At 40.6% G+C, this 15,406-nt stretch carries 11 protein-coding genes; 3 read left to right on the top strand and 8 right to left on the bottom strand.

What is annotated here, in order from left to right:
* Positions 1–101: 101 nt before the first annotated feature.
* On the bottom strand, positions 102–887 hold the full coding sequence (locus H8S64_RS20595) for a C40 family peptidase (protein WP_186978537.1): 786 nt from the start codon (positions 885–887) through the stop codon (positions 102–104).
* Positions 888–1,020: 133 nt separating this feature from the next.
* Here H8S64_RS20595 and H8S64_RS20590 point away from each other — a divergent pair, with 133 nt between their 5' ends.
* Positions 1,021–1,716 (top strand): SIR2 family NAD-dependent protein deacylase, encoded by a 696-nt coding sequence (locus tag H8S64_RS20590; protein WP_099291934.1) that lies wholly within the window; start codon positions 1,021–1,023, stop codon positions 1,714–1,716.
* Positions 1,717–1,834: 118 nt separating this feature from the next.
* A complete protein-coding gene (rlmD, locus tag H8S64_RS20585) occupies positions 1,835–3,238 on the top strand; it encodes a 23S rRNA (uracil(1939)-C(5))-methyltransferase RlmD (protein ID WP_186978536.1) in 1,404 nt (467 codons plus the stop codon).
* Between the two features lie 57 nt (positions 3,239–3,295).
* Here rlmD and H8S64_RS20580 read toward each other — a convergent pair whose 3' ends face one another.
* Positions 3,296–5,281 (bottom strand): LruC domain-containing protein, encoded by a 1,986-nt coding sequence (locus H8S64_RS20580; protein WP_186978535.1) that lies wholly within the window; start codon positions 5,279–5,281, stop codon positions 3,296–3,298.
* Positions 5,282–5,692: 411 nt separating this feature from the next.
* Between H8S64_RS20580 and H8S64_RS20575 the strand changes: the two genes are divergently transcribed.
* The gene (locus tag H8S64_RS20575) at positions 5,693–6,262 is read left to right on the top strand and encodes an AAA family ATPase (protein ID WP_186978576.1); all 570 of its coding nucleotides are present in this window, start codon (positions 5,693–5,695) and stop codon (positions 6,260–6,262) included.
* 224 nt (positions 6,263–6,486) lie between these two features.
* On the opposite strand, the gene H8S64_RS20570 is transcribed toward H8S64_RS20575, so the two are convergent.
* The 6 genes from H8S64_RS20570 to H8S64_RS20545 all read right to left on the bottom strand — a co-directional run bounded on the left by H8S64_RS20570 (position 6,487) and on the right by H8S64_RS20545 (position 15,372).
* A complete protein-coding gene (locus H8S64_RS20570; RefSeq protein ID WP_186978534.1) occupies positions 6,487–6,930 on the bottom strand; it encodes a LytR/AlgR family response regulator transcription factor in 444 nt (147 codons plus the stop codon).
* A gap of 133 nt (positions 6,931–7,063) precedes the next feature.
* Complete coding sequence (locus H8S64_RS20565) at positions 7,064–7,207, bottom strand: hypothetical protein (protein ID WP_176554903.1); 144 nt, start codon at positions 7,205–7,207, stop codon at positions 7,064–7,066.
* Positions 7,208–7,302: 95 nt separating this feature from the next.
* Positions 7,303–9,306 (bottom strand): TlpA family protein disulfide reductase, encoded by a 2,004-nt coding sequence (locus H8S64_RS20560; protein ID WP_186978533.1) that lies wholly within the window; start codon positions 9,304–9,306, stop codon positions 7,303–7,305.
* A gap of 44 nt (positions 9,307–9,350) precedes the next feature.
* Positions 9,351–10,277: a hypothetical protein gene (locus H8S64_RS20555; RefSeq protein WP_186978532.1), complete on the bottom strand. Its 927-nt coding sequence runs from the start codon at positions 10,275–10,277 to the stop codon at positions 9,351–9,353.
* A gap of 12 nt (positions 10,278–10,289) precedes the next feature.
* Positions 10,290–11,774, bottom strand: coding sequence for a RagB/SusD family nutrient uptake outer membrane protein (locus tag H8S64_RS20550; RefSeq protein WP_186978531.1), 1,485 nt, complete (start codon positions 11,772–11,774; stop codon positions 10,290–10,292).
* 22 nt (positions 11,775–11,796) lie between these two features.
* Entirely contained in the window at positions 11,797–15,372 is a 3,576-nt protein-coding gene (locus H8S64_RS20545; RefSeq protein ID WP_255469647.1) for a SusC/RagA family TonB-linked outer membrane protein, read from the bottom strand.
* Positions 15,373–15,406: the final 34 nt, after the last annotated feature.

Raw genomic sequence — 15,406 nt, 5'->3', positions numbered from 1 at the left:
CGGGCGCTTTGTTCACGGCTGCTTTGCTGCCGATAAACCTTGTCCGAAGGACACCCGTCACTTTATAAACCTTATAAACTTTATAAACCTTATAAACTCATTTATATCATTTCCTTTACCACTTTCAACGTATGCGTGTATCTTTTTATATCCTCGTTAAAGATACCATGGTGATCAATTTTATCTATTCGTACCCGTCCCGAAGCATGGATGATTCTTCCTTGTTCCCATAGAATACCGACATGTGTAATACAACCGGAAGTATCCCCGAAGAATGCCAGATCACCGGGTTGAGCTTCTTCCAGAAAAGATAAAGTCTGTCCCTCGTTTACCTGTTTTTCCGCTTCCCGGGGAATAGTGATTCCGGCAAGCCGATACACCATTTGCACGAAACCGGAACAGTCAATTCCCTTTGGAGTCCGCCCCCCCCAAAGGTAAGGCGCGTTAAAATACATCAAAGCATATTGTATCAATAAATCTCGCACACTCTCGATGCCCACTTCACGCGGCCCCCCAAGCACAACATACTCCTCATCCCCCAAAAACATTCTTTTCGTGTAAGCATCGTAAAAAGGAAGTACGCTTCCGGCTACAATCAGACGGTTTTCCCAATCTCCTTTCTTCATGACCAAATTGAAAACCTCCCCCATAATCAGCTGGTCGGAAGCCCTATAGTTTTGCACGTAAGCCTCGTCCACTTCCCTGAATACCTTTTTCTCCACCCAACCTTCACAATTGTCATGCAACAAGCGGATGTAGAGCCACTTCTCGTCTGTTTCCAACACCTCGTATACCTCACCGAACAGCATCTGGGAAACCATCTCGCTTCGCTCCGACCGTTCCCTTCGCATGGGGGTAATACTTAAATCCGCTATTCCATAACTCATAATAATGCAAAAACCATTTTCAATCCCGCAAAAATAGGGCAAAGTTTTGAAATATCATAACGGAACATCTTTCATCGGTAAGATTTTTTAGCTAACTTGCTGACGCATTTTAGAAATAAAATCCTATTTGATTATGAAGAAGTTAGTCATTTTAACCGGGGCAGGCATGAGTGCCGAAAGCGGAATCCGTACTTTTAGGGACAGTGACGGGTTATGGGAAGAATACAATGTTATGGATGTATGTACCCCTGAAGCATGGGAACGTGATCCGGAATTAGTAAACCGTTTCTATAACGAACGCCGGAAGCAACTCTACGAGGCGCAACCGAATAACGGACATTACGGGCTTGCCGATCTGGAAAAAGACTATGACGTACAAATCATAACGCAAAACATTGACGACTTGCACGAAAGAGCCGGGAGTACCAAAGTATTACACTTGCATGGTGAACTCAAGAAAGTAAGAAGCAGCCGGAATCCCAACCTGATTTATGACCTTGACGGTTGGGAATTGAAATTCGGCACGAAAGCCGACGACGGTTCTATCCTCCGTCCCCACATTGTTTGGTTCGGGGAGGCAGTTCCCAACATAGAACCTGCCATCGACCTCGTCCGTCAAGCTGACATTCTGGTCATCATAGGGACTTCCCTAGCCGTGTACCCCGCGGCAAGCCTGTTGCATTACGCACCCGCCGGATGCCGTATCTTGTTGATCGATCCGAAAGTCCCCGAAAGCGTCAGAACCAGCAAAATCGAATTCATCGAGAAAGGTGCCTCCGAAGGCGTCAAAATCCTAAAAGAAAAACTAGCAACAATTTCAGATTTATGAATTACGATTTATGATTAAACAAAAACATTCACGTTCAAAAAAGAATCATAAATCCAAAATCATAAATCAAGAAATTGACCAAATCGTAAATCTAAAATCATAAATCTAAAATCAATTTATGTCTCGCGGTAAAAAGCCCTTACTAGAAAACGTTGAAATAAAAAAAATAGCAGCAGAAGGAAAATCCATAGCTTACGTGGATGAAAAAGTACTGTTCGTACCGAACACCGTTCCCGGCGATATCGTGGACGTGCAAGTCACCCGGAAACGTAAAAGTTTCATGGAAGGCTTTATCGTCAACTTCCGGAAATATTCCGATATCCGGACAGAACCCTTTTGTGCCCACTTCGGCGTGTGCGGCGGTTGCAAATGGCAAAACCTGCCATACCAACAGCAAACCGAGTTCAAACAGCAGGAAGTTATCGACAACTTGGAAAGAATCGGTAAAGTCGAATTACGCGACATCGCCCCAATCATCGGTTCGCCCAAAACAACCTATTACCGGAATAAACTGGAATTCACGTTCTGCAACAAACGCTTTCTCACCCGTGAGGAAATAGCAGAGGGGAATGACTTGAACCGTACTCCGGCAGTCGGTTTCCACGTTCCGGGACTCTTTGATAAAGTCATAGACATTAATAAATGTTACTTGCAAGCGGAACCTTCAAACGCTATCCGCAACTTTATCCGGGAATACACCCTCGCACGGGGTCTGAACTTCTACGACATCCGGGAACAAGCGGGATTCCTGCGCACATTGATTATCCGCACCTCTTCCACGGGAGAAGTGATGGTTATCGTTACTTTCGGCAGAGAAGACCGGGAAACAAGAGAAGCCCTGCTCCATGCTCTCGTGGAACAATTCCCGGAAATCACCTCGTTGATGTACGTCATCAACGAAAAGATGAATGACACGATCACGGATCAGGAAGTCGTGTGTTTCCACGGGCAAGATCATATCTTCGAACAAATGGAAGACTTGAAATTCAAGATAGGCCCTAAGTCTTTCTACCAAACCAACTCGGAACAGGCCTATAACCTATACGCGAAAACGAGAGAACTTGCCGGACTTACCGGAAAGGAAATCGTTTACGACTTGTACACGGGTACGGGAACCATCGCCAATTTTATTGCCCGCGATGCACAAAAAGTTATCGGTATCGAATACGTGCCGGAAGCCATCGAGGATGCGAAAATAAACTCAGCCCTCAACGGTATTGATAATACATCCTTCTATGCCGGCGACATGAAAGACGTGCTTAATGAAGAATTTATCGCCCGTCACGGTCGCCCGGATGTCATCATCACTGACCCTCCCCGTGCCGGAATGCACAAGGATGTCGTGGACACGATACTAAAAGCCGCACCGGAACGCATCGTGTACGTGAGTTGCAATTCCGCCACGCAAGCCCGTGACTTGAACCTCATGGATAGCGATTACAAAGTCATGGGAGTGCAAGCTGTTGATATGTTTCCTCACACGCATCACGTGGAAAATATCGTTCTCTTGCAACGCAGGTAAGATAAAAAGAGAGTGTGTCACTTCACACACAGACACACTCTCTTTTCATTACTTCATTTATTCTTTCGGATTCAAATACCAATCAGAATTTTCTTTACCGTTGGTTTTTACCCAATTCAAGAAACCGGGATACTTGATATTTATCAAGGCTGATTCTTCAGGAATCACAAAAGAATCCATATCCTCATCATTTTCAAAAACGAGATTTATAGCAAACGGCATTTGTTGCCCGTTCTTATCGTAAGTAATATAATAAAGATTTGCATCCGGTTCCGATCTGTCATGCCCATATCCTAAATTTTCTGTATTCAATTTTTCAGTAGGACGCATATTAGTCAGGTGCACCTCTATATCTTCCCTAGTCGTTGTGATAAAAGGATTATAAGGAGGCAAAATAAAATCTTCTTTAGATATTTTACGCCCCATGTACTTGGTCACAACAGTAAATGTTTCCTTCTCCAGATTATTTGCATATCCCGATACCTTATTAGCCAAACGAATCGTAGCCTTATCCAACTCGGGATCGACATAAGCACCTCCATTTCCACCCAAAGAAGATAAAATAGTCACCTCAACCTCACTACGCCTTACATCCAATTGATAAGCAAAACTATTATCATAAGCCGCACCCGACCACAATATGGTATAAACATCTTTCGTCTCAACCACTTCATTTTTTTGATTATAACCCACAGATGAAACATATTTCACCACGACATCATTCATGTCAAAATCACCTTGGTAAGGCCAAACATCCTCAAAAGATAATATTCCACGATAGGTCACACTAGCCGCAATGTCATTATCATCCGGCTCTTCTGGCTTCACCTCGGGAATATCCGGGGTGATCGCCTCTATTGGATCCGATTTCACGTAAAATACGACATCATTATAATCGTAATCATTCGTCCAATCTTCAAAACCAAACAATACATTATCACCACTTTTAAATAAGGCTACATGCTCTTTCTTATCGCTATTTAGTACTTTTGTGGAATAAAAATGTTTTTTTGACACATTGATTCCCCCCTTTTCATTTATTCCTGACTCGTAGCCATTATTGTATATAACCCAACCAATAGAAGTATTCTCGGGGAACTCATCTCCTAAATCTTTTCCGTCTTTCCAATAATGCAACCGAATTCCCTCACCTCTTTCCAATGCTCCATTATTTCCTTTGGGATAATGATCATGATTTTTCAGAACTTTTGAATTGGGAAATGCAATTACAATATCCTTTATATCCACAACTTTCTTGGGAGGATTTGCCGTCTCGTAACAATAATAAGCTAAAGTACTGTTTGCAGACGTATTTTCATCCACCAAACAAAGATCTATATGCGCCTTTTCAGTCACATGAATGTCCCCATTCTTGATTAAATCAGGCTTAACACCTCCACCTTCAGGCACGGCTCTATTAATCACTTTCAAAATATCGCTTGAAATCGTAACACCTTTTTCGCTATTCAAATAATCCGGACGCCCGTAAAGCTCATAGGTTTCACCATTCAACAGGTACGTCCCTTTCGTATTTTTCCAATACCCTAAACGTTCTAACCCACCGGTCTTATTGTAAACCGCATCTTTATAACCTTCATCTCCCGCACGGGCAATTAAAGATCTAGCACCAGACACTTCATCGGGATACCTTGCTTCAGATAACACTCCATTCGTAATCTCAGCAACCAATACACGGGGAACTCCCGCATAAGGACTGTAAATATACAAGTATTTTGCCGTAGCAGGAACCACAATTTTATGACTATATCTACCATTTTCATCCGTGAATCCAACGTCTACAGGTTCGATATCTCTCTTTACCACCTGTCCGTCAGCATCCAACTGCTCCGGGTCCCGCGTGTAAACCTCAAAATAAACGTTATAATTCTCCGGGACATCATACTTCACATTTAACGTGTAAGATACCCGCGTAGAGAAATCAAATACATTGTCATAATCAGGCTCGTCCGGATCATAAACTTCCTTTTTCTCACAACCTGTCATCGCCAGTAAAATTACCACCCCAGCGGCAATTACAAGCATTTTCGATTTTTCACATACACCTATATTCATTGTGTTTTTAATGTAGTATCCCCTAAAATTTTGCACAAAGGTATACAAAAAAAAACAACCAATCATCAACTATTTAGCTAAATTTTAATCAAATTCAAATATTCAAAACGAGGATAACAACCATTCACGAAAAACAAAAGAAAAAAAGAGGAAGAAATGGTGCTTACGGTCCCCCACTCGATTGCACCAGAACTTCTACCGCAATGGACGTGTCCGGTGTTAATCGGGTGTCATTCGGGAGTATTACTGGTGTTGTAGCCCGTTCTCTCCCTCTTCTCTTCCCATATTCTTCCTCTTCTCTACATCAAAGCTCTAAAATAATTAACACACAATCTAAGGAACACTGTTTCTGTAAAAATCAACCCATCAACAAAATTCTAAATTTATGCCTTTTACTCGGTATTGAAAACTGCCGACCCGTGGTTGCGTTTTATCTTTATCACGGGAGTGACGAAGTTCACGCAGATGGGGATATTCAGCAATCTCAACCAACTTGCAGATATCAGCCTCACGCGACCTTATGCCACGCTCTGCGGGTTGACACTTGCCGAGATAGAGGAGAACTTCGCACCGGAAATAGACCGACTGGTGGAGTACCACGGGGGTACCCGCAACAAAATGGTCGGGGAATTGGCACGCCGTTACGATGGATATCATTTCAGCGGTGGCAACGTGCCAGATGTCTTCAACCCGTTCAGCCTATTGAGCGTGATGGCCTTCATGGACTTCCAGAACTACTGGTTCGCCACCGGTACGCCAACATTTCTGGCACGCATGCTACAGCAGACGGATTTCGACTTACGGGAACTGGACGGCATCGAGATAACCGCCTCATCGCTCACAGACGACCGGGTATACCTCATCCCCTACTCCGCCGATAATCGAAAAACCGTAAAAGTGGGCGTGGAATTCAACGCCGAAGAACGCAATATCGGGAAATGGATTCATTAATTTCTCCCTTATCCTCGCTAGCTATTCTCTCTCTTTTCATCGGTGAAAATAGCACGAAGCGCATCGATGCCAAGCCACATTGCATTCAAATCACGGAAACAGACTATTGCATTCCAAAGAATCCATTGAAAAAAGATGAATTCGTCAATATTAAACGTGAAAACAACCAATATATAATATTAAACCTGCCCGGGAGGTTGCCTCTCGGGACGGGTTATACATGTTTATTTATTATTTTTCACGAGTTTAGATTTGTGCAAGCCTTTTACCTTTCCTAAAAAGCGGAAACGGGAGTGTAAATCCTCCCTGTAGGCAGGACTCACGGGAAAATCCTGTTTGCCGATATAGATCGTGTTCCCGACCAACCGATCCACGAGGTCAAGGCAAACGGCGTAACTCCGGTGAACCCGAACGAAATCTTCCGGGGGAAGCATCGCCAACACGTCCTTCAACGGGTGAACCACGAGCATTTTAGTACCATTCTTGAAATGAAGGTAACAATAATCACGATCCGCTTGCAACCAAGCGATATTGGAACACAAGACAATCCGGTACGCGTCATTGTACCACACGAAAAATCGATCGTTACGATAACGATCACTTACCACGACGGCAATATCTGCCGGGAGGTTGTTTTCTATCTCGACGTTAGTTTGTTTTTCTGTCATAATATTTAAATATTATGTCCCGAGAAATAAACCTCCCAACAGATTACTATTTGTATTAAAAAAGCGGCACCACAAGTAGTACCGCTTTATCTCGAACTACATCGAGGTGATTTATAGAAAAGCACGCATCGAGTTAATTTACTTGTCCCCGAATAATCTCCACGATTCGTTCGTTATTGACAACAATCATCCTGCGTTTATCACCAGTAACTCCCGACTCCAAACGATAAGTACACATCGGCACGTTGCCCCGCATCATTGTAGATAAGTACCACATATCCCTTCGTTTCGTCAATCTCTCCCAATGTTTTCCAACATTCCCCCTCCCTTCTTGGATATAATTCTATTGATTCAATGTATTTTTCAATCTCATTATTTCTCATTCCTTAACATCTCAACCACATAAATTATCTCATCCATCAAAGCGCTGGGACTTCCAGCATAGCCTTCCGAACGATAACGAATTCGCCCATTCTTGAGTATCGCTTTTTGAGGGATCCCCGAAGTCCCTGCAAACATTGATTTATATACAGCATTTCTACTATTCTTTTTGCCTGTTTGATCAACATCATAAAGAACTTCCATATTTTCAAAATTACTTCTCTTCCATAAAGCATTGATTTTATCTTTCTTGGGTAAATCTTGTGTCATAATGAAATAAAATTTCACATTACTATCCTCCTTATAATGATTAACAGCCATTTGCATTCCATCCAATGCTGCAATACAAGGTCCGCACCATAATGCCCAAAAATCAATAACTACAATATCATTCCCGAAATCTTTAGAATTCACAATACCTCCATTATGAGATTCCAAAACAAAAGGTTCGTAAGGTTCATTCACCATTTTTGCCCTAAGTTTCTCCTTTATCTTTTCCACTTCTTCTTCAGATTTTAATGACGTAAGCCACTCTTCAAAAGTAGTTGCGGGCTTCTTTCTCAAACTGCCATAATAAGCCTCTAGTTTTTTGTATATATGTGGTGTCATCTTGGATGCTTTTGCACATTCTATCATAGCCGAGGCTGCCCTCTTTTTTTGACCCAATTTTTCAAGACTTTCTATATACGCCTCATTCCCATGAGGATAAGAACGATACCTTTCTTTTTCATCGAGTAATTCCATTACATTTACAACATCTTTATATCGCCCTGCTTTTCCTGCAATTTGGGCGTACACGGCAATATTGTATCTTAAATTTAAGCGAGCAAAAATTCCCGCTTGCATAGGAGTATATTTATTATCCTGCATATATGAATACGAATTATCATTTACTTTGAGCAGCATTTGATCTATGAATTTTTTAGTGATATCAACGTAAGTTTTAGCAGGTGTAGGCAATTTCCGAATAGAATACTCTGCCGTTTTATGAAACAAATTACAAAGCATCACCATATTCATTTCCGGCAAGACTTCCGCTAATTTCTCGTACTCTCCATTTTTGTAATAATCCGCACCCATACACGAATAAAGGTTACGATAAACAAACCCTTGAGGGTAAGGATTTTTATACCATTCCGTAACTGGGAAATCTTTCCTAAATTTATCAAAGGCGTTAGCACGTTCTTCCCCTTGTAAAGAATTTATCGCTAGCCCTTGCACACGACAAGCTGTTTTACCGAATGGGAAACGATTTAAAATCAAACGATCTATACTATCCGCTTTTATTTTATCTTTCAAATCTTTCCGATACACATCACTTATCAAAATATATTCATCTTCGGATACTTGAGGCTGCCCTTGTACCGCCTCGATAAAACGTTTCACATTATCAAGATAATGCTCACCTTGAATTCGCTTCATAATCGCCCTAAGTACTCCTATATAATGTTTCCCGTACGCCCCATAATTAGAAGTTTCTTTCTGAAGCCTAAAATAAATTGCCTCATCCGAGATTTCCTTATAACTTCCATTAAAATAACTCGGTATACCAAAACCAAGCGACGGCATACGGGTTATTCCCCAAGCTAAATGCGTACCCGGCATGAAGTTTCCCGCATGCTTCCGAACAGAATAGAAAAAACCTTGATCATCATTATTATCTGTTGTATCCGGTTTTATCGTTAAAGTAGATTGAAACTTGAAAGCTACAAAACCACAATTTTCAGGAAGCGTGTACGTACCTTTCCAAATATCTCCCTCTCGTTTTAATACAACATCACCAATTGTCCACTTGTAACAATCATACGTATAAACGATTCCCACGATATCATGCTTCCCTTCCAAGGGACCACCTTTAGGATTATACGCCAAGTTTATCACACAACCTGCTACCGGTTTTTGCGGTTCGACTTCCAAACGGGAATCTTTTTGTTGCCCGAACGCAGTTGCGATTACCAGTAAATACACAATTGAAATACAAACAATTCTTTTCATTACATCCATATTTTAATTACATAATTTTTTCTTTCATTTCGCTATTACTCGTAAGTTGTATTACCTATCTTTCGGATATCTATATTGTATTTCTCCTTATAATAATTAATTAACACATTCCATTTGTTCTGAATTAATTTATACTCGGAGTTATTTAAATAGATTTCCATTTGTTCATCACTCCGGGAGAATAAATGATACAAAAAGGATTTTAGATCATTTGTTACTGCATACTTCCAAGAAGAAGGATACACGTACCATTCTTCCGCATAATTATCCCCATAATAACGACTAGGGAGAAAACCTCTTTTTCTATATGTATCCAGAGTCTTTTCTGTTAAAGGTAATTCTGGAGCTGTATTATAATCTGTTCCATCGTAAAATTCTTCAGGGATATCCAATATACCTTCTGCGATATAATAATCCCACATGGCAGTTATCAATTCCAGTTTTCTCGCCCTTTTAGTCTCGGCATTCATGGTAGTCAAATTCGCATTCATTCCTGATATCGCAACAGAATTACCATTTAACATGTAATTGTAGAGTATAAGACGTGTCATCTGAGGGGTGGAGCGATCCAAATAAATAGAATCTGCTAAAAACACGCGATAAGGTAATCCTCCTTTCTTCAAAAATTCAGGAGGAAAAAATTGCAACCAAATGGCGTCAATATAATTCAACATGGCGTCAACGTATTGTACGTCTCCCATGCTAATAACATATTTTTGAACAGCACCCGTTCCCGCTGCTTGTTTCCATAACGCATCTTTTTGTGTATAGTTATAAAGCACGTATGAATCATATGTCTCATATATCTCTTGAATACGGGCATTGGCTTCTACCGATGCATTACCCTGCGGTAACTTGTAATCCTCTATAATTTCAATAGGAATTCCTACTTCCTTGTCTTCATTACAAGAAAAAATATTCATCGAAATCAATCCTAAAATAAAATATATAGTTTTTTTCATGATTTTTACTTTTTATATTATAGTATTTCCTTGTCTATCTCCATTTTCTCTTGATGAATTTTGCAAAAGCCCAGAATTTTGCAGAAGTAAACTATTAGGCAAAGGAATCGTATAGAGAGGATCTTTTGCTTTCAACACGAAATTGTAAAGAGTACCTCCTTTTTCAAATTTATACGAATGTTTAATTTCCGGCATTCCTTGACGGCGTAAATCAAACCAACGATGTCCTTCAAAACAAAGTTCCTTTCTACGTTCCAATCGAATTTGTTCAAGAAGCTCTTTCTCGCCATAATTCTCGTCCGTGTATCCGATAATACGCTTTTTTCTGAAATTGTTTAATTCTGCCAAAGCAGATTCATTATCTCCCAGCAAAGCGTATGCTTCCATCCTATTCAAAACAGCTTCCGCAAAACGGATTGATTGTCCGAAATTATTTCCCCCGTATGGTTTAGTCATTAACACATTATTAGTAGGTATATCATTATAATCCTTTTGGGATTTGAAATTATTAGCTAAGAAACGTTGGTCATTTATTTCATCCCATAATTCCCTGAATTCGGGAGCTGTACCAGGCTGATAAGCGTAAGCACTGGAAACGGCAGATGGACCAAAAAGCCATTCTACTTCTGGATTATCATACGTGATGGGATAATACAGGTTACCACTGGCAATATAATCCAGCGCATTTACCATATCCAATAAAATAGCTCCTTGTTCAATCGCTTTATCCACTTCCGCAATACATTCCTCGTAACGTTCCATGTAAAGATACACCCGCGAAAGAAGAATGTGAATCGCTGGTTGATTTACGCGATAATTTTTACGAATAACCGGAAGGGGATCCATCAATCGAGCAGCCTCTTCTAAGCCTTTCGCTATAACTTCTTCATAAATATAAGCTACGGTTTCCCGTTTCAAATGCTCTTCTGTCAAGTCTGCGGTCAGGCGAACCGGGACTCCTAAAGCTTCCTTGTTATGATTGTACGGTTCCCCGTAAATATTCACCAGTTGAAAATAAAGCAATGAACGTACAGCTAAAGCTTCCGCCTTTACCCGCTCCTTTTCGTTATCTGGACCGACAGCATCATCAATATAATCAAGAACCGCATTACAACCTAATATTTTCGCATAAAATGCCCCGTATGTAGTAGAACTTGGAGAAACATTTATTTCATTTCCATAGCCATCATAATCCGAAGCATAAGGTTGCCACGAATAATACGGGAAGTTTAAAATTGCCGAATTACTACCCGCATATTGGTCACTCTCTCTTCCCACGTATGTTAGGAATAGTGCACAATCATCATCCATTAGCGAGGTAAAAGAAAAACTTGGTGAATTCACATCTGGATATCCCGTACCTAACAAGAGTTCCGAGAAGTCTGCCGTTGTTTTCGGAATTACCTCGCTTTGAGATTCTTCTTTCAGAAAATTACTGCAAGCTCCAGTCCCTAGCCATGCAACAATTAATAATAAAATAATTATTTTATTTCTCATAATTTCGTTATTACAAGTATTATTAAAAACTAAAACTCAAAGAACAAGATGCCGTCCGACGGGCAGGCCAATTCGCCGTTTCCGGATCTCGTCCATCCCATTTCTCATCAAAAGCAATAAAAAATGGATTAGAAAGACTTAAAGAAAAAGAAGATTGCCTAATGCCTATTTTCTTCAACCAACCAGAAGGAAGATAGTAATGTAGAGAAATCATTCGACACCGAATAAAGTCTGTTTTCGCCACTCGTAAATCCGATTGATTATACATATCATATGGATTCAATTTTTCTCCCGTGGGTAAAGTCGTACTCATCGAGTTCGGGTTTCCCGCTGGAATTGATGGGATATTGGTGATATTTTCGTCTCCCGGTTTACGCCAACGCTTGAATAGATAACGAGGAGCATTTCGCTCTGGAGCCGGAGCACCGGAGGCGGCAAAAAAAGTTGGAAGAAAAGTTTTTGCCCCGAATGACATAGCGAAATTAGCCCGCAAACACCACTTCCTGTAGCGCAAAGAAGTACTAATTCCACCTGTGATATCCGGCTCTCGGCATCCCACTTTAACTAGATAGTCCAAATCATTTTCCGTATCCTCTACATCCATATACTTAAACAAGGGACGTCCATTTTCAGCATCTAACCCTTCGAATGCGTAAGCATAAAATGTTTGATATTTTTCATTTTCCACGATAGCATTACCTTGAATATAATCAAGTCGCGTATTTACTCGTTCATTTTCTCTAATAGAATTTTTCACTTTACTAGTGTTGAAGGAAAGTGACCATGAAAAATCTTTTGTCTTAACCGGTGTCACGCTCACGTATAATTCATATCCTTTGTTTTTCATTTTCGTGCCATCTACATAAGCATTCTCCACCCCATTCTCTATAACCACATTGCGTGAAGCTAAAACGCGACTTATCTTATTATAAAAACTTAATCCCGCACTCACACGTCCTTGAAAAAATGAAAAATCAATACCCAAATTCCAGTCTTCCGTTTTCTCCCAACCCAAGTTAGGATAAGGTAAAGATTTCAATTTTAACGTGTACTGTTGAAAATAGGAATCCAAACCTCCGTCTGAGGCTATCATATAGGGAGATACAGCTTGAACTGCATTACCTCTCCAACCATAAGAAAACGAAACATCAAACATATCATACCACGAGGAAGCCCATGCCATAAAAGGTTCATTACCAATACGCCACTTCATTCCTAATGACCAACTTGGATTAAATTTCTTATTCTCATCCTGCCCAAATCGATTAGAGGCATCCAGCCGCGCATTAAAATTCAAAACGTAACGTTGCTGGTAACTATACACTAGTGTAAGATATTCACTTAAGGTGTTGGACGTTGTTGTTGTCACGGTACTTCCGGCACGCATATTCTCGTGCAAATCATTAGTATTCTCTCTCAACCCATCTACAGCTGTAACACTTTTGGGCACCGTCGCAAACTTTTCTCCCCGGTAATAGAGGTAACCATATCGCATATTCGCACTTCCCTCCATATTTGTTGAATTAACCTCAAACCCAATGTTCGCTATTAATTTATGTTGTACCCCGAATACTTTATCATACACAAGACTTGTCCTAAAAGAATAATTATTATTTTGCCCATGTTCTTGTCGCAACAATCCCCCAAACGGCAAGATACTGGCATGCTGCTCAACTGAATTGGGCAATACTTCTCCAACCTCATAACCGCGAATATTGGCAATATAATAAGAATATTCCGTCGCCCATGACTTTACTTTATTAGAAGCCAACGAGTAAGAACCTCCAACTTGCCATTCTAAATCTTTCAACAAATTCAATCGAATATTTAACGCAGCCTGCAAATTAATCCCATCTGTTTCAGTCCCAGTATTATCCATTTCATTGATGATATTGTAGTTGTATGCGTATTTATCAAGTATAGACCAACTTGTACTTCCTGATTTTTCATGATAATACAATCCACCATTTTCATCTCGTACAGGTATAGCACGTGTCGTATTCATCGCATAATCATAAGGACTAACCCCAAAAGCAAAATTTTCCGTCGTGCGATAACCACCATTCAATTGAAAATCTAGACTAAATCGATCCTCCTGTCTAAAAGTGGTATTAGAACTTACAGTGAAACCCGACATATTATTTCCCTTCGCTTCTCCTAAAGTACGATTCACCCCCATGGAAAAACGACTCGATAATTTTTTCCCGTTACTAGAAATACTCACGTTATGATTATGACTAAAATTGTTTTTAAACAAAATATCAAACCAATCCGTATTCATATTTTCCATCTTGCGAAATTCCTGTTCAAATTGTTCTCGAGAGATTTCTTTTCCTTGCAATTTTTGGATTAGACCAGCATAAGCAATTGGCAAAACATCCAATCTATAACTTTCCCTGTCTTCCCACAGCTCCTGGGAAAATTGCATATATTCCTGTGAATTCATCATATCGTACATACGATACGATGGTTTCTGCCCAACACTGATACTACCATTGTAAGAAATACTAAAACCTTCACCTTTTGCTTTTTTAGTCGTAATCACAATTACCCCATTAGCAGCTTGGGTACCGTAAATAGCCGTAGCAGAGGCATCTTTCAACACGGTAATTGTTTCAATATCATGAGGGTTCAACCAAGATATTGCATTACCCACGGTTTCTTGCAAACTCTCCATTTCTGATGAAAGAGGGCTTGCATCATCGGGAAGCGGAAGAGGATTCGCTTGTATCACGCCATCCACTACCCAAAGCGGTTCTTGATTACCCAATAAAGTCGAAGTCCCCCGGATACGAATTTTCGGGGTTCCTCCCACTTTACCAGTCTTGTTAATAACTGACATTCCCGGCACCCATCCTTGCAACATCTGGTCAATTGTGGACTCTCCGGCTACCTGTATTTCTTCCGCCCGCAATTGCGTTACTGCCCCCACGTAACGACTGCGATCAATCGTTGCGTATCCCGTCACCACAACCTCTTCAATAGTTTTTACATCCTCCCGCATGATCACCCGCAAAGTATCCTTTGCCGTTTCTTCTGAAAAACTTATAATTTGATTTTGAAACCCTACAAAAGAAAATTCCAGTTGCCCTTTTGTTACTAGTAATTCTAACGAGAATCGGCCGTTAACATCCGTTGCTGTCCCCACAGAAGTTCCTACCAACTTCACTGTCACGCCCGACAAAGGCTGCTTTTTTGTATCGTACACAAAACCTTTCACACGAACAGACTTTTTGGCACTCGTATTATCTTTCCGCGGAACAATTAAAATTATTTCCCCTTGTGCAATAGCAACCAAACGAGTTCCTTGCAACACGGCTTCCACGGCTTTAATAATCTGAACGTCCTTTAGCTCCAAGGATACTTGTCGAACTTCCTTTTCAAGTTCTTCCCGCTTGTAACTGACCGAATTTCCACTCAAACGATTGATTTCTTTAATCGCATCAAGAACAGTTACCTTGTCCAATTTCAACGAGATTAATTTACCATTCTGCTGCCCGAATACCAAGGGCGAGGTAAGCATCATCCAGACCAGAAGACAGATTCCTATCACAGATAATCGCCTACACGAAGCAGAAAACATCTTCGGATGTTTCATTTCACGATTTTTTTGCATAGATTTGTAAAACATT

The sequence above is a fragment of the Butyricimonas hominis genome, from assembly GCF_014287455.1.
In the GTDB taxonomy this organism is placed as follows: domain Bacteria; phylum Bacteroidota; class Bacteroidia; order Bacteroidales; family Marinifilaceae; genus Butyricimonas; species Butyricimonas muris.
This window is presented reverse-complemented; position numbering and strand designations above follow the sequence as displayed.